Below are 21,081 nucleotides of genomic sequence, written 5' to 3'. Positions count from 1 at the left end.
AGCCGCACGGGGCAATTGGCGGAACACCGAAGGGCCCGGACACTCCATCAGGAGTGTCCGGGCCCTTCGGATACGGAAGTTCAGTACCGGTCAGCCGTGGCTCACTGGTTCTGGTTCTCTCCGCGGTAGTACTCGAAGACCCAGCCCCACAGGCCGAACATGATGATCGGGGCCGAGAAGTACAGCAGCCACCAGCCGATCGCCACGGCCAGGAACGCGAGCGCGCCACCGACGCCGAGCGCGAGCGGCTGCCAGGAGTGCGGGCTGAAGAAGCCCACCTCGCCGGCGTCGTCCGCGACGTCGGCCTCCTTGTTGTCCTGGGCACCGGTGTCGACACGCCGGGCCGTGAAGGCCAGGTAGTAGCCGACCATGATGCACAGGCCGAACGCCAGGAAGAGCGCCGTCGTACCGGCCGGCTCCTTCGACCACACGCCGTAGACACCGGCCATGATCAGGACGAAGAGGCTCAGCCAGATGAACATCTTGCCTTGGACCTTCACTTGCCGGCCTCCTTAGCAAGGGCCTTGTCGCCGTGACCGGCGTTCTCAAGCTGGTCCAGAGCAGCGATCTCCGGGTGGTGCAGATCGAACGCCGGGGATTCCGAACGGATGCGCGGCAGCGTGAGGAAGTTGTGCCGCGGCGGCGGGCAGGACGTCGCCCACTCCAGCGAACGGCCGTAGCCCCACGGGTCGTCGACCTCGACCTTCTTGCCGTACTTGGCGGTCTTCCACACGTTGTAGAAGAACGGCAGGATCGACAGGCCGAGCAGGAACGAGGAGATCGTCGAGATCGTGTTCAGCGCGGTGAAGCCGTCGGCCGCGAGGTAGTCCGCGTACCGGCGCGGCATGCCCTCGACGCCCAGCCAGTGCTGCACCAGGAACGTGCCGTGGAAGCCGATGAACAGCGTCCAGAAGGTGATCTTGCCGAGGCGCTCGTCGAGCATCTTGCCGGTCATCTTCGGCCACCAGAAGTGGAAGCCGGCGAACATCGCGAAGACGACGGTGCCGAACACCACGTAGTGGAAGTGCGCCACCACGAAGTACGAGTCCGAGACGTGGAAGTCCAGCGGCGGGGCCGCCAGGATGACGCCGGTCAGACCACCGAAGGTAAAGGTGATCAGGAAGCCGATCGTCCAGAGCATCGGTGTCTCGAAGGACAACGAGCCCTTCCACATCGTTCCGATCCAGTTGAAGAACTTCACGCCTGTTGGCACGGCGATGAGGAACGTCATGAACGAGAAGAACGGAAGCAACACACCGCCGGTGACGTACATGTGGTGCGCCCACACCGTCACGGAGAGGCCGGCGATCGCGATCGTCGCACCGATGAGGCCGGAGTAGCCGAACATCGGCTTGCGCGAGAAGACCGGGATCACTTCGGAAATAATTCCGAAGAATGGTAGGGCGATGATGTACACCTCTGGGTGTCCGAAGAACCAGAAGAGGTGTTGCCACAGCAATGCGCCGCCATTACTGGCGTCGAATACATGGGCACCGAACTTACGGTCCGCCTCCAGGGCGAACAGCGCGGCGGCCAGCACCGGGAAGGCCAGCAGGACCAGCACACCGGTCAGCAGCACGTTCCACACGAAGATCGGCATGCGGAACATCGTCATGCCAGGAGCGCGCATGCAGATGATCGTGGTGATGAAGTTGACCGAGCCGAGGATCGTGCCGAAGCCGGAGAAGGCCAGACCCATGATCCACATGTCGGCGCCGATGCCCGGCGAACGGACCGCGTCCGACAGCGGGCTGTAGGCGAACCAGCCGAAGTCGGCGGCGCCCTGCGGGGTGAGGAAGCCACCCACCGCGATCAGCGAGCCGAACAGGTACAGCCAGTAGGCGAACATGTTCAGCCGCGGGAACGCGACGTCGGGGGCACCGATCTGGAGCGGCATGATCCAGTTCGCGAAGCCGGAGAACAGCGGCGTCGCGAACATCAGCAGCATGATCGTGCCGTGCATCGTGAACGCCTGGTTGAACTGCTCGTTCGACATGATCTGCGTGCCGGGGCGAGCGAGTTCGGCGCGCATGAAGAGCGCCATGACGCCGCCGATGCAGAAGAACGCGAACGACGTGACCAGATACAGCGTGCCGATGGTCTTGTGGTCAGTGGTGGTGAGCCACTTGATCACCGTCGCGCCGGGGCTCTTGGGCCGGGCCGGCAGCTCGTTCTCGTACGAGTCGCTTGCTGCCGCGGCACCCTGGGGTTCGTTGAGGATGCTCACAGGTTCTTCGTCTCCCGGTCCTTCTCGTGGTCCGTCTGGGCGATGCCAGCCGGGACGTAACCGGTCTGCCCCTTCTTGGCGAGGTCCTTGAGGTGCTGCTGGTAACGCTCAGGAGAGACGACCTTCACGTTGAACAGCATCCTGGAGTGGTCGACGCCGCAAAGCTCGGCGCACTTGCCCAGGAAGGTCCCCTCCTTGTTGGGGGTCACCTCGAAGGAGTTGGTGTGGCCCGGGATGACGTCCTGCTTCATGAGGAACGGCACCACCCAGAAGGAGTGGATGACGTCACGCGAAGTCAGAACGAAGCGGACCTTCTCGCCCTTGGGGAGCCAGAGGGTCGGGCCGGGGTTGTTGGTCTGCGGGTTCCGCTCGCCAGGAGTACCGACCTCGTAGACACCACCGGCGTTCGCCGGGAAGTCCTCCTTGAAGCGCTTCGGAATCGCCGAGAGCTCCTTGGAGGTCTTGGCGTCACCGTCGACACCCGGCACGTTCTCGACGTAGTTGAAGCCCCAGCTCCACTGGTAGCCGACCACGTTGACGGTGTGCGCGGGCTTGTCGTCGAGCTTCAGAAGCTTCGACTCGTCGCGCGCGGTGAAGTAGAAGAGGACCGACACGATGATCAGCGGAACAACCGTGTACAGCGCCTCGAGCGGCATGTTGTACCGCGTCTGAGTTGGAACCTCGATCTTGGTGCGGCTGCGCCGGTGGAAGATGACACTCCACAGGATCAGACCCCACACCAGCACGCCCGTGGCGAGCGCTGCCGCCCACGAGCCCTGCCAGAGGGAGAGGATCCTAGGGGCCTCCTCCGTCACCGGGGTGGGCATACCAAGACGAGGGAAGTCCTTGTATGTGCAACCGGTAGCGGTTACCAGGATCAGGCCCGCAGTCAGCACCTGCGGCAGCTTCCGCCGCATCGGGCGCCGCGACGAGCGGTCGGAGCCGTTGGGACTCACGTAGCGCCTTCCCGAGAGTCTCGCCCGCGCTCTTTGGTTGGCTACGGCCGCCATCTCGCTGGTCGCTCGCCGCCCTGGCACACGGGCAGGGGTTTGGATGTTTATGCGGACCAAACCCTACTGGACGCTATTTGGGGTCGCGCGGGGAGGGTGCCTAACGCGCCGCGGGTCACTCCGAAGGGTGGGATCGGGCCGCGTTTGAGGGTTTCTGACGGGGGGTCGGGGGGGGTGACCCTCGGAGGTTGGGCTGGGCTGCTCCGGCGGGTGGGGGTCAGCCGTGGCTGGGGTTGCGCCCCGCGGCGGAGCCGCTGATGTCACAGCCCCGCGCCCCTGGGAGGGAGGCGGGGCTTGGCCGGACCGGCGGGTTGCGGTCCACCGTGGTTGGGGTGCGCAGTTCCCCGCGCCCCTGGGGGAGGCGGGGCTTGGCCCCTCCGGCCAGTGGCGGTCCGCCGTGGCTGGGCGCGCAGTTCCCCGCGCCCCCTGAGGGGCGCCTCTTCCCCGGCTCCCTTTAGCGTTGCGGCGTGGCGTACTTCGATGTTGCTTCGGCTGCTCCTCTCCATTCCGTCGCTCGGCAGGCGTTGCAGGCCTCGCTTGACGAGGGGTGGGCGGATCCGTCCCGTTTGTACCGGGAAGGGCGGCGGGCGCGGCTGCTGCTCGACGCCGCGCGGGAGGCGGCCGCCGAGGCCGTGGGGTGCCGGGTTGACGAGCTGGTGTTCACGTCGTCGGGGACGCGAGCCGTGCACGACGGGATCGCGGGGGCGCTCGCCGGGCGGCGGCGCGCCGGGAAGCACCTGGTCGTGTCAGCTGTCGAACATTCGGCCGTGCTCCATTCGGCGGCAGCGCACGAGAACCTCGGCGGGTCGGTGACGCAGGTCGGGGTGGGGCGCGAAGGGCGCGTCCCCGTCGAGGCGTTCCGGGATGCGCTGCGCGAGGACACCGCGCTGGCCTGTCTGCAGTCCGCCAACCATGAAGTGGGGACCGAGCAGCCGGTCGCCGAGGTGGCCGAGGTGGCGCGGGCTGCTGGAGTTCCGTTGTTCGTGGATGCGGCGCAGTCCTTGGCCTGGGGGCCGGTGGCGGGTGACTGGTCGATGCTCGCCGGGAGCGCCCATAAGTGGGGCGGCCCGGCCGGCGTCGGTCTGCTCGTCGTACGCAAGGGGACGCGGTTCGCCCCTCAAGGGCCCGCCGACGAGCGGGAGTCGGGGCGGGCCCCCGGGTTCGAGAACATTCCGGGCATCGTGGCCGCGGCCGCGTCGCTCCGGGCCGTCCGGGCGGAGGCCGCCGAGGAGGCGGCGCGGCTCAAGGGGCTGACGGAGCGGATCCGGACCCGGGTGCCGGAGCTGCTGTCGGACGTGGAGGTCGTCGGGGATCCGGTGCGACGGCTGCCGCACCTGGTGACGTTCTCCTGTCTGTACGTCGACGGGGAGAGCCTGCTGCACGGGCTCGACCGTGCCGGTTTCTCCGTTTCATCCGGGTCGTCCTGTACGAGCAGCACGCTGACGCCCAGCCATGTGCTGCGCGCGATGGGCGTGGTGAGCGAGGGGAACGTACGGGTGTCGCTGCCGCTGGGCACGGAGGCCGCCGAGGTCGAGCGGTTCCTCGACGTGCTGCCGGGCGTGGTGGGCGAGGTACGGGAGAAGCTGGGCGCGCCGGTCGCGGGCGTGGAGGGCACGGCCGAGTCCGTGACCGTCGACGCGCTGGGGATGACGTGCCCCCAGCCGGTCATCGAACTCGGCAGGGCGATCGGCGGGGTGCGGGTGGGAGGCACGGTGACCGTCCTCGCCGACGACGAGGTGGCCGCGATCGACATCCCCGCATGGTGCTACACCCAAGGCCACGACTACGTAGGCACAGAGCCAAGGCCCGATGGGGGCGCCACATACGTGGTGCGCAGGACCATGTGACCCTAGGGGCACGGGGAACTGCGCAAACGCAACCACAAAAGAAACCGCGGCCGCGCTGCTCGACAAGAGAGCAGCAACGGCCGCGGATCCCCCGCGGGGCGGTCAGCCGAGGTGAGCCTCGACCTCGACCGCCGCCGCCTCGCCGTAGGCCTTGCGGAACCGGTCCATGAACGGCGCCCGCCGCAACTCGTACTCCTGGGTGCCGAGCGTCTCGATGACCAGCGTCGCGAGCATGCACCCGACCTGCGCCGCCCGCTCGTGCGAGACGCCCCAGGCGAGACCGGACAGGAAGCCCGCGCGGAACGCGTCGCCGACGCCCGTCGGGTCGACCTTGGCCTCCTCCTCCGGGACGCCGACCTCGAGCGGGTCCTCGCCGGCCTTCTCGATGCGCACGCCGCGCGCGCCGAGCGTGGTGACCCGGTGGCCGACCTTGCCGAGGATCTCGGCGTCGGTCCAGCCGGTCTTGGACTCGATGAGCCCCTTCTCGTACTCGTTGGAGAAGAGGTACGTGGCGCCCTCGAGGAGCGTTCGGATCTCCTCGCCGTCCATGCGCGCGATCTGCTGCGAGAAGTCGGCGGCGAACGGGATGGAGCGCGAACGGCACTCCTCCGTGTGGCGGAGCATCGCCTCCGGGTCGTCCGCGCCGATGAGGACCAGGTCGAGGCCGTCGACGCGGTCCGCGACGGTCTTCAGCTCGATGAGCCGGGCCTCGCTCATGGCCCCCGTGTAGAAGGAGCCGATCTGGTTGTGGTCGGCGTCCGTGGTGCACACGAAGCGGGCCGTCTGCAGGGTCTCGGAGATCCGGACGGATTCCGTGTCCACACCGTGGCGGTCCAGCCAGGCGCGGTACTCGTCGAAGTCCGAGCCGGCGGCGCCGACCAGGATCGGGTTTGTGCCGAGCTGCCCCATACCGAAGGCGATGTTGGGGCCGACACCTCCACGGCGTACGTCGAGGGCGTCGACGAGGAAGGAGAGGGAGACCGTGTGCAGCTGGTCCGCGACGAGCTGGTCGGCGAAACGGCCGGGGAAGGTCATCAGGTGGTCAGTGGCGATGGAGCCGGTGACTGCGATTCGCACGGCGTGAGCACGCTTCCTGAATAAGGGGAGGAGTTGACGCTTCACGCTACCCGTTCGGGGCGCGCGGGCTGAAGTATGGAAAATGCCTGATAGCGGGTCTTTCTTCGGATGTCACCTCAGGGCTACCGTGCCGTCATGACCTACGACGTGTCAGGCATGGTCCAGGACGATCTCGCGGCGCTGCGCGGCGACTGCGTCCGGATGCTCCCGCACTGGGTGACACCGCCGGCGCCGTGGGAGGTCGAGCGGCCCGGCGCCGCGCCCGGCCCCGTGGGGATCCACGGGGTCGTCGTGCCCGAGTCGTCCGCGCGGCTGATCGACTCCATGGCCGGTTTCGGCGACTGACGGGAGACCGTCGGCTTCCGGAAGGGAACCGTGCGTCCGCCCACCCCGTCCCATCGGTGTCCCCGGTGAGAAGGAGCGATGCGGTGAGCAGCGAAGAGCGGACGCGGGACCGGCACCGGCGACGGCGCACGGCGGCTGTCGTATCGGTCGCGGCGGCCGTCCTGCTGGCCGGTGGCGGCGGCGCGTATCTGGCGGCGAACGCGATGGGCGGCTCCGAGGACGAGGGGTCGGGCCGTCCCGGCGACGCCGGCCCGGGCACTCCCCCGCCGCTCGCCCTGGACGGCTACTCCGACGCCGCTCCCTCCTCCGGCACGGCGCCGCCCGGCATCGCGCCCGGCGAGCCCGACCCGAACGGCACCCGCTACAGGGCGACCGGCGATCTCCCGGCGGGCCCCGGGAAGGCGCCCGTGTACCGGGCGAGCGGCGGGGTGACCGCCGCCGAGGCCGGCACGCTCGCCGAGGCCCTCGACGTACCGGGGAAGATGCAACGGTCGGGTGACGCCTGGAAGGTGGGTCCGGCGAAGGACGGTTCGGGGCCCTCGTTGCAGGTGAGCCGGAAGGCGCCGGGGACCTGGACGTACTCCAGGTACGCGCCGTCCGCCGGCGGCAAGTGCGGTGGCGTGGCGAAGTGTTCGGACCCGACGGGCGGGGGCAGTGCCAAGGACGCGGTGAGCGGGGCCGCCGCGAAGAAGGCCGCCGCGCCGCTCCTGAAGGCCCTCGGCCAGGACGACGCCAAGCTGGATGCCGGGCAACTCATGGGCGCCACCCGGGTGGTGAACGCCGACCCGGCGGTCGGCGGGCTGCCGACGTACGGCTGGTCGACCGGGATCCAGATCGGTTCGGACGGTCAAGTGGTGGGCAGAAGCGGACAGTTGAAGGCTCCGGCCAAGGGCGCCACGTATCCGACGGTGGGGGCGCGCGAGGCCCTTGAGCGGATGAACGGGGCGGCGGCCGGGGGCCGGGTGTCCGTCGGAGGGTGCGCGAGTCCGGTGCCGTTGGACGGGGACGAGGGCGCGGGCGGGAACGCGGACTGCGCTTCGGCGCCGCCCAAGCCGTCCACGGTCGCCGTCACCAAGGCCACGTTCGGGCTCGCCGCGCATACCGTCGCGGGGCGGCAGGCGCTGGTGCCGTCGTGGCTGTTCGAGGTGCGGCCCAGCGGGGCGGACGCCGCGTTCACGGTGACGTATCCGGCGGTGGAGCCCAAGTACCTGGCGGCACCGAAGAGTTCGCAGCCGAGCCCGAAGCCCACGCCGTCGGACCCCTCGAAGCCCTCCGAGCCCTCCGATCCCTCCGAGCCCTCCGAGCCCTCCGGCAAGGCAGGCGGTGACACCCGCACCGTGCACGTCCAGGGCTACAGCGCCAAGGGCAGGACCCTGACCCTGCACTTCACGGGCGGCGTGTGCGCGAAGTACACGGCGTCGGCGGACGAGTCCGGGGGCCGAGTGAGCGTGAAGGTCACCGAGACGAAGAAGAAGGGCACCGTCTGCATCGAGCTGGCGAAGTTCTATACGTTGCCGGTGACGCTGGACGAGCCGCTGGGTGAGCGGAAGGTGGTGTCGGCCGACGGAGCCGCCGTGCGGCCCGCGCAGAAGAACGCGCCCGGCGGGGTCGAGCCCGCGCCCCGCGGCTGAGCGGGCAGAGCAACGCCGAAGGGGCGGCCCCGTGGGGCCGCCCCTTCGCGCGTCACAGCTGTACGGACTGGCCGTACGGCTTAGCCGTACGGCTTAGCTGAACGAGTCGCCGCAGGCGCAGGAGCCCGTGGCGTTCGGGTTGTCGATGGTGAAGCCCTGCTTCTCGATGGTGTCGACGAAGTCGATGGAGGCGCCGCCCAGGTACGGGGCCGACATGCGGTCGGTGACGACCTTCACGCCGCCGAAGTCCTTGACGACATCGCCGTCGAGCGAGCGCTCGTCGAAGAAGAGCTGGTAGCGCAGGCCGGAGCAGCCGCCGGGCTGAACAGCCACACGCAGGGCCAGGTCGTCACGGCCTTCCTGGTCGAGCAGAGCCTTGACCTTGGCGGCGGCTTCGTCGCTGAGGATGATGCCGTCGCTGACGGTGGTGGTCTCGTCCGATACGGACATCTACATCTCTCCCGGGTTGTTCGGAGACTGCTTGCCGACCATTGCAACCGGCAAAGGCCCGGATCCATTCCGGGTTTCGCACTTCTTCTCTTCATGCTCGCACACGCCCGGCGGACGGGGCACGGTGCAGGGGCGGCGGATTGCGTCACATCGACGACATTGCCATCGTCAAACTGACGTGAAGCACGTATGATAGATAGCGTCAAATCGACGAAAAGTCGAGCAGAGCTAAGAAAGGGTGCGTGACGTGACCACGGCCCAGTCCCCCCAGGCCCCCGTTGACCTGGATGTTTCCCCCACGCCTCTGGCGCTCCTGCTGCTCGGCCGCGAGGCCGACCCCAAGAGCGAGCGCGGCGTGGAGTGCCCCGGCGACCTGCCCTCGCCGTCCGACCCGGACCTGGTGGAGCGGGCGCGCGCGGCCAAGGAAAAGCTCGGAGACAAGGTGTTCGTGCTCGGACACCACTACCAGCGCGACGAGGTCATCCAGTTCGCCGACGTCACCGGGGACTCCTTCAAGCTGGCGCGGGACGCGGCGGCCCGGCCCGAGGCCGAGTACATCGTGTTCTGCGGTGTGCACTTCATGGCCGAGTCGGCCGACATCCTCACCGGCGACGACCAGAAGGTGGTCCTCCCCGACCTCGCCGCCGGCTGCTCCATGGCGGACATGGCGACGGCCGAGCAGGTCGCCGAGTGCTGGGACGTGCTGACGGAGGCCGGTATCGCCGAGTCCGTGGTGCCCGTCTCGTACATGAACTCCTCCGCGGACATCAAGGCGTTCACGGGCAAGCACGGCGGCACGATCTGTACGTCCAGCAATGCCGAGCGCGCGCTGAACTGGGCGTTCGAGCAGGGTGAGAAGGTCCTCTTCCTGCCCGACCAGCACCTCGGGCGGAACACCGCGGTGCGCGACCTCGGCATGTCGCTCGACGACTGCGTCGTCTACAACCCGCACAAGCCGAACGGCGGGCTGAGCGTCGAGGAGCTGCGGGCCGCGAAGATGATCCTGTGGCGCGGGCACTGCTCCGTGCACGGGCGCTTCTCGCTGGAGTCGGTGGAGGACGTGCGGGCGCGCATCCCCGGGGTGAACGTCCTCGTGCACCCCGAGTGCAAGAACGAGGTCGTGGCCGCGGCGGACTACGTCGGGTCGACCGAGTACATCATCAAGGCGCTGGAGGCGGCGCCGGCCGGGTCGAAGTGGGCCATCGGCACGGAGCTGAACCTCGTACGCCGTCTCGCGAACCGGTTCGCCGCCGAGGACAAGGAGATCGTCTTCCTCGACAAGACGGTGTGCTTCTGCTCGACCATGAACCGGATCGACCTGCCGCACCTCGTCTGGACCCTTGAGTCCCTGGCGGACGGCCAACTGGTCAACCGCATCGAGGTCGACCGGGAGACTGAGCAGTTCGCGAAGCTGGCGCTCGAGCGGATGCTGGCGCTGCCGTAGGTGTAATCCGCCGCCTTGGGCAATCTGCCGCCAAGGGCGGCAGGGTGGGCAAGGCGGCACCCCGGCGCGGGGCGAGCGCTTCATCAGGCGCCCGCCCCGCTCCCCCGGTCTCGGCGCGAACTACACGTTCGCCGGTTCCGGCTCCGTGGCCGGGGACTGGGGCGGGACACCGCCCCCGTCGCCACGCTTCGCGGCCCGCTTCGCCGCCCGCCGCTCCTTGCGAAGCTCCAGCATCGCGTACAGCGTCGGCACGAGAAGCAGCGTCAGCAGCGTCGACGAGATCAGACCGCCGATCACGACCACCGCCAGCGGCTGCGCGATGAAGCCGCCCTCGCCGGTGACGCCGAGCGCCATCGGGAGCAGGGCGAAGATCGTCGCCAGGGCCGTCATCAGGATCGGCCGCAGCCGGTGCCTGCCGCCCTCGACGACCGCCTCCACCACACCCAGGCCCTGGGCCCGGTACTGGTTGATCAGGTCGATCAGGACGATCGCGTTGGTGACCACGATGCCGATGAGCATCAGCATGCCGATCATCGCCGGGACGCCCATCGCCGTGCCGGTGGCGACCAGCAGACCGATCGCGCCCGTGGCCGCGAACGGGATGGAGACCAGCAGGATCAGCGGCTGGGCCAGCGAACGGAACGTCGCCACCAGGAGCATGAAGACGATCGCGATCGCCGCGAGCATCGCCAGGCCCAGGTTCTTGAACGCGTCGTCCTGGTCCTCGCTGACACCGCCGATGGTCGCCGTGGCGCCCTTCGGCAGGTCCAGCGAAGAGAGCTTCGTCTGAAGGTCGGCGCTGACCGCGCCCGTGTTGTCGCCGTCCGGCTTCGCCGTGATCGTCGCCGCGCGGGCGCCGTCGATCCGGGTCATCGAGACGGGACCGTCGACCGTCTTCACGGTGGCGATGTCGCCGAGGGTGACACCGCCGGGGCCCATCGGCAGCTTCTTCAGCTCGGCCATGGTGGTGGCCGGCTTGGCCGACTTCACGACGATGTCGCGCTCGGTGTCGTCGATCGTCGCCTTGCCGCTGGTGGTGCCGCGCACCGCCTGGGTGACGGCGGCGCCGAGCGTGGTGTCGTTGAACCCGGCGGCGGCCGCCTTCTCGTTGGCCTTCACCGAGATCCGCGGGACGGACTGCGACAGGTCGCTGGAGACGTCGGTGACGTCGTCGAGCGAGGCGACCGCGTCGCGGACCTGCTCGGAGGCCTTGTTCAGCACATCGCCGTCGGCGGCCTTCACGACCACGGACAGGTCCTGGCTGCCGAAGCCGTCACCGGCCGCGATCGTCGTCGTACCCACGCCGGAGAGCTGGCCGAGCTCGCGCTCGATGCGCTTCTGCGTGGCCTCGTACGTCGAGCTGTCCTTCAGCTTCACCTGGTACGACGCCTGGTTGGTGTCGGTGCCGCCGCCGAAGGCCGCCATGAAGCCGGAGGAGCCGATGGTGACCTGGTAGTCCTCGATCTCGTCGATGCCCGAAAGCGTCTTCTCGATCTTCTTCGCGGAGGCGTTCGTCGTCGACAGGCTGGTGCCGGGCTGCAACTCCTGCTTGATGGAGAGGACTTCCTGGTCGCCCTGGTCGAAGAAGTTCGTCTTGAGCATCGGCGCCATGCCGAACGTGCCGACGAGCACGACCACCGCGATCAGCAGCGAGGTGAACCGGCGACGCGTCGCGAAGCGCAGCACGGGAACGTAGATCCGCTGCAGCCAGGAGCGCGCCTCCTTCTCCTCGGCCTTGCGCCTGGCCTCCTCCGGGTCGACGCCGCGGGCCGCCTTGGGCGGGCGCAGGAACCAGTAGGAGAGGACCGGGACGACCGTCAGCGACACGAGGAGCGAGGCGAGCAGCGCCGCCGTCACCGTGATGGAGAACGAGCCGAACAACTCGCCCACCATGCCGCCGACCAGGCCGATCGGCAGGAAGACCGCCACGGTCGTGAGGGTGGAGGACGTCACCGCGCCCGCGACCTCGCGGACCGCCTTGAGGATGGCCTCCCTGCGTTCCTCGCCGTAGCCGAGATGGCGCTTGATGTTCTCCAGGACCACGATCGAGTCGTCGACGACGCGGCCGATCGCGATGGTCAGCGCGCCGAGCGTGAGCATGTTCAGCGACAGGTCGCCGGTCCACAGGACGATCAGTGCGAGGACCACGGACAGCGGGATGGAGACCGCCGTCACGAGCGTCGAGCGCAGCGAGGCCAGGAAGATCAGGATCACGATGACCGCGAAGAGCAGGCCGAGCGCGCCCTCCGTGGTCAGGCCGGAGATGGACTTCGAGACGGCCGGGCCCTGGTCGCTGACGACGGTGACGTCGGCTCCGGAGCCGAGGTCGTCGCGGAGCTGCGGCAGCTTGTCCTTGACGGCCTTGGAGATGGCGACCGCGGAGCCGTCCTGGTCCATGGTGACCGCGAGCGACAGGCTGGGCTCGCCGTCGGTGCGGGTGATCGAGTCGGCCGTGGACGGCTGCTGCTTCACGGTGGCGATGTCACCGAGGCGTACGGGCTTCTTGACGCCCTCACCCGTGATCATCAGGTCCTGGAGCTGCTTCAGGGACGTGAAGCCGCCGCCGACCTGGACCGCCCGGTTCTTGCCCGCCTCGTCGAGCGAGCCCGCGGGCATGGTGGCGCCGCCGGCCTTCAGGGACTCGGCGAGGGCCTGGGTGTTCACCCCGGCCGCGGCCATCTTCCGGTCGCTGGGCGTGATGTCGACCTGAAGGTCGCGGACGCCGTCCACCGTCACCTGGGAGACGCCGTCGATGTCCTTCAGCGTCGGCACGACGGACTTGTCGAGCTGGTCGGCGAGCGCCTGCTGGTCCTTGTCGGAGGTGACGGCGAGGACGACGGTCGGGATGTCGTCGGTCGAGCCGGCCACGACCTGCGGGTCGACGTCCTCGGGCAGCTGGGCGCGGGCCCGGTTGACCGCCTGCTGGACGTCGGCGACGAGCTGCTTGCTGCCGTCCGAGCCGTAGTCGAACTGGGCCATCACCAGGGCGTTGCCCTCGCTGGCCGTCGACGTGACGCCGGTGATTCCGTCGACCGCGTCGATGGAGTTCTCGAGAGGCTCGACGACCTGCTTCTCCACCACGTCCGGGGACGCGCCCTGGTAGGGGGCGATGACGGAGACCATGGGCAGTTCGATCGAGGGCAGCAGCTGCTGCTTGAGTTGAGGGATCGCGATCGCGCCGAAGACGATCGCGATGATCGAAATCAGCCCGATGAGGGCGCGTTGAGCGAGGCTGAATCTCGACAGCCAGGACATGGATCGGGTCTCCGTGGGACGTGAGCGGAAGATGAGGGCCGGGCCATGACAACCAGTGCGGTATGAGGCGTGGGACCCACGGTCCACCCTCGGTCATGCGTGCGACCCGATTCGTCGCTCCCAGGTCCCGTTCTTGTCCGCCGCCTACTGCGCCCGTAGTACGCGGCCCGTAAGGGTCACTCCACCCGTGGACGTACCAGGCCCGATTCGTACGCGATGACGACGAGTTGGGCGCGGTCGCGGGCGCCCAGCTTGGCCATGGCGCGGTTGACGTGGGTCTTCACGGTGAGCGGGCTGACCTCGAGGCGCTCGGCGATCTCGTCGTTGGAGTGGCCGCCCGCGACCTGGACGAGGACCTCGCGCTCGCGCCCGGTGAGCGCGGCGAGCCGCCCGGCGCTGCCGTCCGTGGGGCGTGCCCCCTCCTCGTAGCCGTCCCCCTGCGCGAGGAACTTGGCGATCAGACCCTTGGTCGCGAGGGGCGAGAGCAGGGCGTCGCCGGCGGCCGCGATCCGGACGGCGCCGAGCAGTTCGTCGGGCTCGGCGCCCTTGCCGAGGAAGCCGGAGGCGCCGGCCCGCAGCGACTGCACCACGTACTCGTCGACCTCGAACGTCGTCAGCATCACGACGTGTACGTGGCCGAGGGCCGGGTCCGCGCTGATCTCGCGGGTGGCGGCGAGGCCGTCGGTGCCGGGCATCCGGATGTCCATGAGCACGACGTCGGGGCGCTCGGAGCGGGCGAGCCGGACGGCCTCGGCGCCGTCGGACGCCTCCCCCACCACCTCCATGTCGGGCTCGGAGTCGACGAGCACCCGGAAGGCGCTGCGCAGCAGGGCCTGGTCGTCGGCCAGGAGGACCCGGATCGTTGCGCTGGTCATGTGGTGGCGTCCTCGGAGGTGTCGGGGCCCGCGACGGGGTCGGCGCCGCCGGTGCGGGCCTTGGTCGGAAGGATCGCATGGACGCGGAAACCGCCGCCGTAGCGCGGTCCCGCGGTGAGGGTGCCGCCGAGCGCGGTGACGCGTTCGCGCATGCCGAGCAGGCCGTGGCCGCCGTTCGCGTCGGGCTCGTCCGGTTCGCTGGGATGGTCGCCGTACGAGGCCGTGGCGCCGGGGCCGTTGTCGAGGATGGTGATCTCCACGTTCGGTCCCACGCGCACGACGCTGACCTCGGCCTTGGCCTCGGGGCCCGCGTGCTTCTGTACGTTCGTCAGCGCTTCCTGCACGACGCGGAAGGCGGCGAGGTCGACGGCGGCGGGCAGGGCGGGGGCGTCCTTCGCGCGGGCCACCTCGACGGGCAGGCCCGCGTGCCGGAAGGTGTCGACGAGGTCGTCGAGCCGGTCGAGTCCCGGAGCGGGCTCGGTGGGCGCCTCCGGGTCTCCGGTCTGCCTCAACAGGCCGACGGTGGCGCGGAGTTCGTTGAGCGCGGAGCGGCTGGCCTCGCGGACGTGGCCGAGGGCCTCCTTGGCCTGATCGGGCCGCCGGTCCATGACGTGGGCGGCGACGCCGGCCTGCACGTTGACGAGCGCGATGTGGTGGGCGACGACGTCGTGCAGATCGCGGGCGATCCGCAGCCGCTCCTCGGCGACGCGGCGCCTGGCCTCCTCCTCGCGGGTGCGTTCGGCGCGTTCGGCGCGCTCCCTGATCGCGGTGACGAAGGCGCGGCGGGAGCGGACCGCATCGCCCGCGGCGGCGGCCATCCCGGTCCACGCGAAGATGGCGAGGTTCTCCTGGGAGTACCAGGGCAGCGGGCCCGCGAACATGGCGACGCCGGTCAGCACCGCCATCGAGGCGAGGCCGACGCGCCAGGTGGTGGGGCGGTCCGTGGTGGCGGCGACCGTGAAGAGGGCGACGACCGCGGACATCACGACGGGGGCGCGGGGGTCGCCGGTGACCAGTTCGACGACGGAGACGGCGGAGGTCGCCGCGAGTACGCAGAGGGGGGCGCGGCGGCGGAACACGAGGGCGGCGGCGCCGAGCAGCATCAGGACGAGGCTGAGCACGTTCGGCGTTCTGGCGCCCCAGGCGTACGTACCCTCCGGGCCGTGCGGGTCGACGAAGGAGCCGGCGACCATGCAGAGGAGGACGCCGAGCGCGAGGGTGGCGTCCAGGGCCAGCGGATGCGTCCTGGCCCACCGTACGAAGCGGTTCACCGGGTTCACGGTAGCGCGCCCGCACCCGCCGCCTCCGGCGGAGCCGCTACCCCGGGATCAGGCCGTCGTCGCTGAGCATCTCGCGGACCTCCGCCAACGTGGCATCCGCCGCCGGCAGGATCAGCTCCGACGGTTCCAGGGCGTCGTCCGGCAGCGGAGCGCCCAGGCGGCGGACCGCGTCCAGGAGAGCGGCGAGCGTACGGCGGAAGCCCGCCTCGTCGCCGCTCTCCATCTCCGCGAGGAGTTCGTCGTCGAGCTTGTTGAGTTCGGTGAAGTGGTCGTCCGCCAACTCCACCTGGCCCTCCCCCATGATCCGGACGATCATGTCGGCCTCCTCAAGGCACTACAGCTCTACCGCTCTACAGGCAGTACAGGCACTACTGCTTGTCGAAGCGCGGGGTGTCCTGGGGCTGCGCCTGCGAAGGCTGGGACTGCTCCTGTCCGCCCTCGAGCGCCTGCTGCGACGAGGACGAGCCACCGGACAGCTCCGCCTTCATGCGCTGCAGCTCCAGCTCTACATCCGTACCACCGGAGAGCCGGTCCAGCTCGCTCTGGATGTCGTCCTTGGCGAGGCCGGACGAGTCGTCGAGCGCGCCGGAGGCGAGCAGTTCGTCGATGGCGCCGGCCCGCGCCTGCAGCTGGGCCGTCTTGTCCTCGGCACGCTGGATCGCCATGCCGACGTCGCCCATCTCCTCGGAGATGCCGGAGAACGCCTCCCCGATCCGGGTCTGCGCCTGCGCCGCGGTGTACGTGGCCTTGATCGTTTCCTTCTTGGTGCGGAAGGCGTCGACCTTCGCCTGCAGCCGCTGCGCCGCGAGAGTGAGCTTCTCCTCCTCGCCCTGCAACGTCTGGTGCTGCGTCTCCAGGTCCGTGACCTGCTGCTGGAGCGCGGCACGGCGGGACAGGGCCTCGCGGGCCAGGTCCTCCCGGCCGAGCGCGAGCGCCTTGCGGCCCTGGTCCTCGAGCTTGGACGACTGGGACTGGAGCTGACCGAGCTGCAGTTCCAGGCGCTTGCGGGACGTCGCCACGTCCGCGACCCCCCTGCGTACCTTCTGGAGCAGCTCCAGCTGCTTCTGGTACGAGTAATCGAGGGTCTCGCGCGGGTCCTCGGCCCGGTCAAGGGCCTTGTTCGCCTTCGCGCGGAAGATCATCCCCATACGCTTCATGACACCGCTCATGGGCTTCGCGCGCCCCCTTCTGACAGATCCAGCGTTGGTCCAGCTCCAGCACTGCGACAGAAACCACAGTACGGGTCCTGCCTCTATTACCGCACTGTTCAGGTACGGATGCGCTCATCCCCGAGGACGACTGCTTCCGGCCCCGCTCCGGCGCAAGGAGTAGATGACCCCTGACGACAGGACGCGGGACGTTGCCGGATCGTTCCCCACTGCCCTGTGGTCGATGCATGACCACCACGTACCCTGGCGATTGTGTTCCGTAGCCGATCCAAGGACGACAAGGCCCAGGCCGCGCAGGCCAAGGTGAGCCAGTCCCAGCAGCCCAGAGACCCGCAGGCGCCCAAGGGCCGCCCCACGCCGAAGCGCAGCGAGGCCCAGACGCAGCGCCGCAGCGTGGCCAACACCAAGATGTCGCCGAAGGAGGCCCGCACCCGCTCGCGCGACGAGCGCCGCACCGCGATGCAGCGCCAGCGCGAGGCGCTGGCCAACGGCGACGAGCGTTACCTGCCCGCCCGTGACAAGGGCCCGGTGCGCAAGTACGCGCGCGACTTCGTCGACTCGCGCTTCGCGATCGCCGAGTACTTCCTGCCGATGGCGGTGGTCATTCTCGTCCTGAGCATGATCCGCGTCGGTTCGCTGCAGAACATCGCGCTGCTGCTGTGGCTGTTCGTGATCGTCGCGATCGTCGTCGACTCGGCCGTGACCGGTTTCCGCCTGAAGAAGATCCTCACGGAGAAGTTCCCGAACGAGCGCCGTAAGGGCGCCGTCGCGTACGCGCTCATGCGCACGCTCCAGATGAAGCGGCTGCGCCTGCCGAAGCCGCAGGTCAAGCGCGGAGAGCGGCCCTGAGTACGGACAGCACGGAGGCTTTCGCCGGCGACGCTGTGCACTCCTGGCTGGACAAGCTCGGCGGCCTGCGCAACATCGTGCGGCAGGAGCTCGTGGCCAGGCAGCTCGACGAGCAGCTGGCCGCACGGTTCCCCGTCGGTCAGCGGCTGCGGGTGCTCGACGTGGGGATGGGCCAGGGCACGCAGGCCCTGCGCCTCGCCCGCGCCGGGCACAAGGTGACCGGCGTGGAGCAGGATCCGGAGATGGTCGCCGTGGCGGGCCGGGCGCTCGCCGCGGAGCCCGCGGGGGTGCGTGACCGCGTCCGCCTCGTGCAGGGCAGCGGCATGGAGACCGGCGTGCACTTCCTGCCGGGCAGCTTCGACGTCGTGCTCTGTCACGGCGTGCTGATGTACGTCGACGATCCCGACGCGCTGCTCGCGGGCCTGGCCCGGATGCTGGCGCCGGGCGGCCTGCTCTCCCTCGTCGTGCGCAACGGGGACGCGCTCGCGATGCGGCCGGGGCTCGCCGGTGACTGGATCGGGGCCCTCGGCGCGTTCGAGTCGGTGAAGTACACGAACCGGCTCGGGCTCGATGTCAGGGCCGACCGGCTCGGTGCGCTGACGGAGACGCTTGCCGGGATCGGGGCGCCGTTGCATGCGTGGTACGGGGTGCGGGTCTTCACGGATCAGGCCCCGGACGATGCGGGGGCGCCGGAGCACGGGGAGTTGCAGACGTTGCTCGCCGCGGAGGAGAGGGCGGGTCGGTCCGATCCGTACCGGCGGGTGGCCGCGCTTCTGCATTTGTGCGGGGTGCGTGGCTGAGCCCTGCCACTCAAGCCCCTGCGGCGATTGAGCAGCGGGGTCCGGGGCAGGGCCCCGGGCCGCGACCACGGCGCCGTTGATGACGTCTCGGGGCTCCGCCCCGGACCCCGCGCCTCAAACGCCGGCGGGGCTGAATCTGCTCACCCGCCGCTGGGGCTTGATGTGCTCAATCGTCGCTCGGGCTGGATGTGCTCACCCGTCGGCGGAGCTGGAAGACGTGTCCTCCGCGTGGAGGCTCATCGGGCCGTAGATGACCTTGTCGTCCTCGCGGAGCGTGACCTGGTCGGCGCCGCCGTCCGCGAGCTGCTTCCAGTACTCGCCGACCCAGGACTCGGCGTCCCCTTGCGTGGTGAACTCCTCGGGCTGTACCGCGGGAGCCACCTCCGTCCCGTCGGACTTCTCGAACCGCCACGTCCACGCCGCCATGTCAGCCTCCCGGTTACGGATGTCCGATGTCCCCGGAAGCCTATCCGGGCGAGCGTCGATCAAGGGGGCGCGGGAGGATCTTCCTGTGGAACTGACACTGCTCGGCACCGGCGGCCCCGACGGGCTGCCCCGCCCCGACTGCCCTTGCGCCGCCTGCGCGACCGCGCTCGGCCGCGACGCCCGTGCCGCGACGGCGGTCCTGATCGACGGGACGCTGCTGCTCGACCTGACGCCGGGGGCCGCGTTCGCCGCGGCCCGTTCGGGGCACAGCCTCGGCGGCGTACGGCAGGTGCTGCTCTCGCATCCGCACGACGGGCCCGCGGTCGAGGTGCCCGCGGGGCTTCCGCAGCCCGGCCGGGTGCCGGACGGCCGGGAGCTGGCGCTGCTCACCGGTCACCGGGTGCGGGCGCTCGCCCTGGACGCGCCGGGCACCGGCTACGAGGTGACGGGGCCCGAGGGCGAGCGGCTGCTCTATCTGCCGCCGGGCACGGCGCCCGCGGGCTTCGACGAGGCGCGGGCGCCGTACGAGATGGTCCTCGCCGATGTCGTCGGCCGTCCCGACGCGCTCGCGCGGCTGCGTTCCGCGGGCGCGATCGGCCCGACCACCGATGTCCTCGCCGTCCATCTGGACCACGACGTCTTCCCGGGCCGGGAGCTCGCCCGGCGGCTCGCGGCCGCGGGCGCGCGGGCCGTGCCGGACGGCACGACCCTGGACGTCGGCACGTACGAGGACGTGCCCGATGTGCCGCGCAGGACGCTGGTGCTCGGCGGGGCACGGTCCGGGAAGTCGGTGGAGGCCGAGCGGCGCCTGGAGGCGTTCCCCGATGTGCTGTACGTGGCGACCGGCGGGACGCGCGGCGGGGACACGGAGTGGGCGCAGCGGGTGGCCGCGCACCGGGAGCGGCGGCCGGGGTCCTGGCGGACGGCCGAGACCTGCGATCTCGTGCCGCTGCTCGACGACCCCGAGGATGCCGCTCCGCTGCTGGTCGACTGCCTGTCGCTGTGGCTGACGTACGCGATGGACGAGGTCGGGGCCTGGGACGACGCCGAGTGGGCGGGCGGTGGTGAGAAGGCGCTGCGGGAGCGGGTGGCCGAGCTGGTCGACGCGGTGCGGCGCACGCGGCGGATCGTCGTCGCGGTCTCGAACGAGGTGGGTTCGGGGATCGTGCCCGCGACCGCGTCGGGGCGCCGCTACCGGGACGAACTCGGCCGTCTGAACGCGGCGTTCGCGTCCGAGTGCGAGCATGTGCTGCTCGTCGTCGCGGGTCAGCCGCTCGTGCTGCGCGGCTGACCCGGATCCGCTGTCCTACGCGTCCGGGTCGCGGCGCGCGATCACCCGGTACGCGTTGGAGAAGCGGGTGCGGCGGGCAAGCGGAGCGAGGACCCGGTCGGCCGCGCAGGCGGCGAGGAACGCGGGCGCGACGGCGTACATCAGGATCTTGCGCAGGATGCGCTGGGCCCGGCCGGGGGCCTTGGTGCGCCACGGGTCGTCGGCGTCGGGCAGGTGCCGGCCCGCGAACAGGGCGAGTCCTGCCGCGAGATCCAGCGGGACGTGGGGCTCGCTGCGGTCGACGGCGACGACCGTGTAGCCGAGGGCGCGCAGTTCGGCGCGGAGGTTGGCGAGCGGGATCAGATGCAGGTGCTGCGGCTGGAAGTACGAGATCCACCACTTGCCGAGGAGCTTCGCGAAGCGGCTCTCGGGGTCGGGGAGTTCGATCATCAGATGCCCGCCGGGGCGCAGCACACGGTGCGCGGCCTTCAGTTCCTCGCGCGGATCGCGGGAGCGGCCCAGGTAGTGGAACATGCTCAGCGCGTCGTAGCCGCCCTCGATCCCGGGGGCGAGATCGGTGAACTGGCCCTGGTGGGCCCGCTCGACGCGGCCCGCCCTGCGGCCCTCCTCGACGCCTTCGCCGCTGTCGAGGCCGTCGAAGGCCGTGTACGGCAGCACCTCTTGGGCCACCGCCGGGAAGTGGCCCTGACCGGTGCCGATGTCGAGCCAGCTCTCCGGTTCGGCGAACGCGGCGAGGGCGCGGGCGCGGGACCGGTCGCGGTGGGCGGAGGTGCGCGCGCGGAAGATCCACTCGGCCTGGTCGGCGTAGCGGCCCTTGCGGAAGTCCCGGTAGTAGAAGTCCAGGCCCTCCGGGGTGAGGCGGGGGTTCTGGAACGAGTGGGCGCAGGACCCGCACTGGACGAGGGTGAAGCTGCCGGGCTTGTGCTGGAGGAGGTCGGTGGTGCGCAGGCGGGTGCGCAGCCGGGTGCTGCCGCACCAGGGGCAGTCGGGGCGGCGTGGCTCGTGGAAGCGTTCGGTGCCCTGGGCGAGTTCGGTGAGGTAGGCGGGGCGGCGCTCGGCGACGGCCTGGGGGGTGGCGGGGGCGGTCAAGGGTGAGGCCTCCAGT

19 protein-coding genes are annotated in these 21,081 nt (G+C 70.2%); 7 read left to right on the top strand and 12 right to left on the bottom strand.

What is annotated here, in order from left to right:
• Positions 1-101 precede the first annotated feature (101 nt).
• Genes ACOKM3_RS29340 through ctaC form a run of 3 tightly spaced genes read right to left on the bottom strand, consistent with a single transcriptional unit; the run spans position 102 to position 3,183 of the window.
• A complete protein-coding gene (locus ACOKM3_RS29340; protein ID WP_266720452.1) occupies positions 102-500 on the bottom strand; it encodes a cytochrome c oxidase subunit 4 in 399 nt (132 codons plus the stop codon).
• Positions 497-2,227 carry an aa3-type cytochrome oxidase subunit I gene (gene ctaD, locus ACOKM3_RS29335; protein WP_327663713.1) on the bottom strand — a complete coding sequence of 577 codons (1,731 nt, stop codon included), beginning with the start codon at positions 2,225-2,227 and terminating at the stop codon, positions 497-499. The genes ACOKM3_RS29340 and ctaD overlap by 4 nt, the downstream gene beginning before the upstream one ends.
• Positions 2,224-3,183, bottom strand: coding sequence for an aa3-type cytochrome oxidase subunit II (gene ctaC / locus ACOKM3_RS29330; protein ID WP_266720448.1), 960 nt, complete (start codon positions 3,181-3,183; stop codon positions 2,224-2,226). Before ctaC ends, ctaD begins: the two co-directional genes overlap by 4 nt.
• A 521-nt stretch (positions 3,184-3,704) precedes the next feature.
• Between ctaC and ACOKM3_RS29325 the strand changes: the two genes are divergently transcribed.
• Positions 3,705-5,084 (top strand): cysteine desulfurase/sulfurtransferase TusA family protein, encoded by a 1,380-nt coding sequence (locus ACOKM3_RS29325; RefSeq protein ID WP_426904024.1) that lies wholly within the window; start codon positions 3,705-3,707, stop codon positions 5,082-5,084.
• Between the two features lie 102 nt (positions 5,085-5,186).
• Here ACOKM3_RS29325 and ACOKM3_RS29320 read toward each other — a convergent pair whose 3' ends face one another.
• The gene (locus ACOKM3_RS29320; RefSeq protein WP_426904023.1) at positions 5,187-6,161 is read right to left on the bottom strand and encodes a carbohydrate kinase family protein; all 975 of its coding nucleotides are present in this window, start codon (positions 6,159-6,161) and stop codon (positions 5,187-5,189) included.
• A 135-nt stretch (positions 6,162-6,296) separates the two neighbouring features.
• Here ACOKM3_RS29320 and ACOKM3_RS29315 point away from each other — a divergent pair, with 135 nt between their 5' ends.
• Positions 6,297-6,506 (top strand): hypothetical protein, encoded by a 210-nt coding sequence (locus ACOKM3_RS29315; protein ID WP_426904022.1) that lies wholly within the window; start codon positions 6,297-6,299, stop codon positions 6,504-6,506.
• A gap of 83 nt (positions 6,507-6,589) precedes the next feature.
• Positions 6,590-8,137: a hypothetical protein gene (locus ACOKM3_RS29310; protein ID WP_426904021.1), complete on the top strand. Its 1,548-nt coding sequence runs from the start codon at positions 6,590-6,592 to the stop codon at positions 8,135-8,137.
• Between the two features lie 93 nt (positions 8,138-8,230).
• Here the strand turns inward: ACOKM3_RS29310 and ACOKM3_RS29305 are convergent, their stop codons facing one another.
• Positions 8,231-8,587 carry a HesB/IscA family protein gene (locus tag ACOKM3_RS29305; protein WP_111661853.1) on the bottom strand — a complete coding sequence of 119 codons (357 nt, stop codon included), beginning with the start codon at positions 8,585-8,587 and terminating at the stop codon, positions 8,231-8,233.
• Between the two features lie 238 nt (positions 8,588-8,825).
• Here ACOKM3_RS29305 and nadA point away from each other — a divergent pair, with 238 nt between their 5' ends.
• Entirely contained in the window at positions 8,826-10,031 is a 1,206-nt protein-coding gene (nadA, locus tag ACOKM3_RS29300) for a quinolinate synthase NadA (protein WP_426904020.1), read from the top strand.
• 120 nt (positions 10,032-10,151) lie between these two features.
• Here nadA and ACOKM3_RS29295 read toward each other — a convergent pair whose 3' ends face one another.
• From ACOKM3_RS29295 to ACOKM3_RS29275, 5 genes are all read right to left on the bottom strand, one after another.
• The gene (locus ACOKM3_RS29295) at positions 10,152-13,286 is read right to left on the bottom strand and encodes an efflux RND transporter permease subunit (protein ID WP_426904019.1); all 3,135 of its coding nucleotides are present in this window, start codon (positions 13,284-13,286) and stop codon (positions 10,152-10,154) included.
• A 176-nt stretch (positions 13,287-13,462) separates the two neighbouring features.
• A complete protein-coding gene (locus ACOKM3_RS29290) occupies positions 13,463-14,161 on the bottom strand; it encodes a response regulator (protein WP_426904018.1) in 699 nt (232 codons plus the stop codon).
• Positions 14,158-15,432, bottom strand: a complete 1,275-nt coding sequence (locus ACOKM3_RS29285) for a sensor histidine kinase (RefSeq protein ID WP_426904017.1) — start codon at positions 15,430-15,432, stop codon at positions 14,158-14,160. Before ACOKM3_RS29285 ends, ACOKM3_RS29290 begins: the two co-directional genes overlap by 4 nt.
• Positions 15,433-15,478: 46 nt before the next feature.
• A complete protein-coding gene (gene pspAA / locus ACOKM3_RS29280) occupies positions 15,479-15,757 on the bottom strand; it encodes a PspA-associated protein PspAA (RefSeq protein WP_426904016.1) in 279 nt (92 codons plus the stop codon).
• A 52-nt stretch (positions 15,758-15,809) separates the two neighbouring features.
• Complete coding sequence (locus ACOKM3_RS29275; RefSeq protein ID WP_426904015.1) at positions 15,810-16,610, bottom strand: PspA/IM30 family protein; 801 nt, start codon at positions 16,608-16,610, stop codon at positions 15,810-15,812.
• 252 nt (positions 16,611-16,862) lie between these two features.
• Between ACOKM3_RS29275 and ACOKM3_RS29270 the strand changes: the two genes are divergently transcribed.
• On the top strand, positions 16,863-17,459 hold the full coding sequence (locus ACOKM3_RS29270) for a DUF3043 domain-containing protein (RefSeq protein WP_426904014.1): 597 nt from the start codon (positions 16,863-16,865) through the stop codon (positions 17,457-17,459).
• A 92-nt stretch (positions 17,460-17,551) separates the two neighbouring features.
• Positions 17,552-18,259: a class I SAM-dependent methyltransferase gene (locus ACOKM3_RS29265; RefSeq protein ID WP_426906924.1), complete on the top strand. Its 708-nt coding sequence runs from the start codon at positions 17,552-17,554 to the stop codon at positions 18,257-18,259.
• 192 nt (positions 18,260-18,451) lie between these two features.
• Here ACOKM3_RS29265 and ACOKM3_RS29260 read toward each other — a convergent pair whose 3' ends face one another.
• Positions 18,452-18,685, bottom strand: coding sequence for a hypothetical protein (locus tag ACOKM3_RS29260; RefSeq protein ID WP_426904013.1), 234 nt, complete (start codon positions 18,683-18,685; stop codon positions 18,452-18,454).
• Between the two features lie 85 nt (positions 18,686-18,770).
• Between ACOKM3_RS29260 and ACOKM3_RS29255 the strand changes: the two genes are divergently transcribed.
• On the top strand, positions 18,771-19,976 hold the full coding sequence (locus tag ACOKM3_RS29255) for a bifunctional adenosylcobinamide kinase/adenosylcobinamide-phosphate guanylyltransferase (protein WP_426904012.1): 1,206 nt from the start codon (positions 18,771-18,773) through the stop codon (positions 19,974-19,976).
• Positions 19,977-19,991: 15 nt separating this feature from the next.
• On the opposite strand, the gene ACOKM3_RS29250 is transcribed toward ACOKM3_RS29255, so the two are convergent.
• On the bottom strand, positions 19,992-21,065 hold the full coding sequence (locus ACOKM3_RS29250; protein ID WP_426904011.1) for a class I SAM-dependent methyltransferase: 1,074 nt from the start codon (positions 21,063-21,065) through the stop codon (positions 19,992-19,994).
• Between the last annotated feature and the right edge of the window lie 16 nt (positions 21,066-21,081).

Source organism: Streptomyces nidicola (genome assembly GCF_050106155.1).
GTDB lineage: Bacteria > Actinomycetota > Actinomycetes > Streptomycetales > Streptomycetaceae > Streptomyces.
Note: the sequence above shows the minus strand (reverse complement) of the source record. Positions and strands in the feature narration are given on the sequence as shown.

Coding starts and splice junctions, on each gene's coding strand:
- ACOKM3_RS29315 (WP_426904022.1), top strand. CDS start 6,297: ATGACCTACGACGTGTCAGGCATGGTCCAGGACGATCTCGCGGCGCTG.
- ACOKM3_RS29290 (WP_426904018.1), bottom strand. CDS start 14,161: ATGACCAGCGCAACGATCCGGGTCCTCCTGGCCGACGACCAGGCCCTG.
- ACOKM3_RS29295 (WP_426904019.1), bottom strand. CDS start 13,286: ATGTCCTGGCTGTCGAGATTCAGCCTCGCTCAACGCGCCCTCATCGGG.
- ACOKM3_RS29305 (WP_111661853.1), bottom strand. CDS start 8,587: ATGTCCGTATCGGACGAGACCACCACCGTCAGCGACGGCATCATCCTC.
- ACOKM3_RS29275 (WP_426904015.1), bottom strand. CDS start 16,610: ATGAGCGGTGTCATGAAGCGTATGGGGATGATCTTCCGCGCGAAGGCG.
- pspAA (WP_426904016.1), bottom strand. CDS start 15,757: ATGATCGTCCGGATCATGGGGGAGGGCCAGGTGGAGTTGGCGGACGAC.
- ACOKM3_RS29260 (WP_426904013.1), bottom strand. CDS start 18,685: ATGGCGGCGTGGACGTGGCGGTTCGAGAAGTCCGACGGGACGGAGGTG.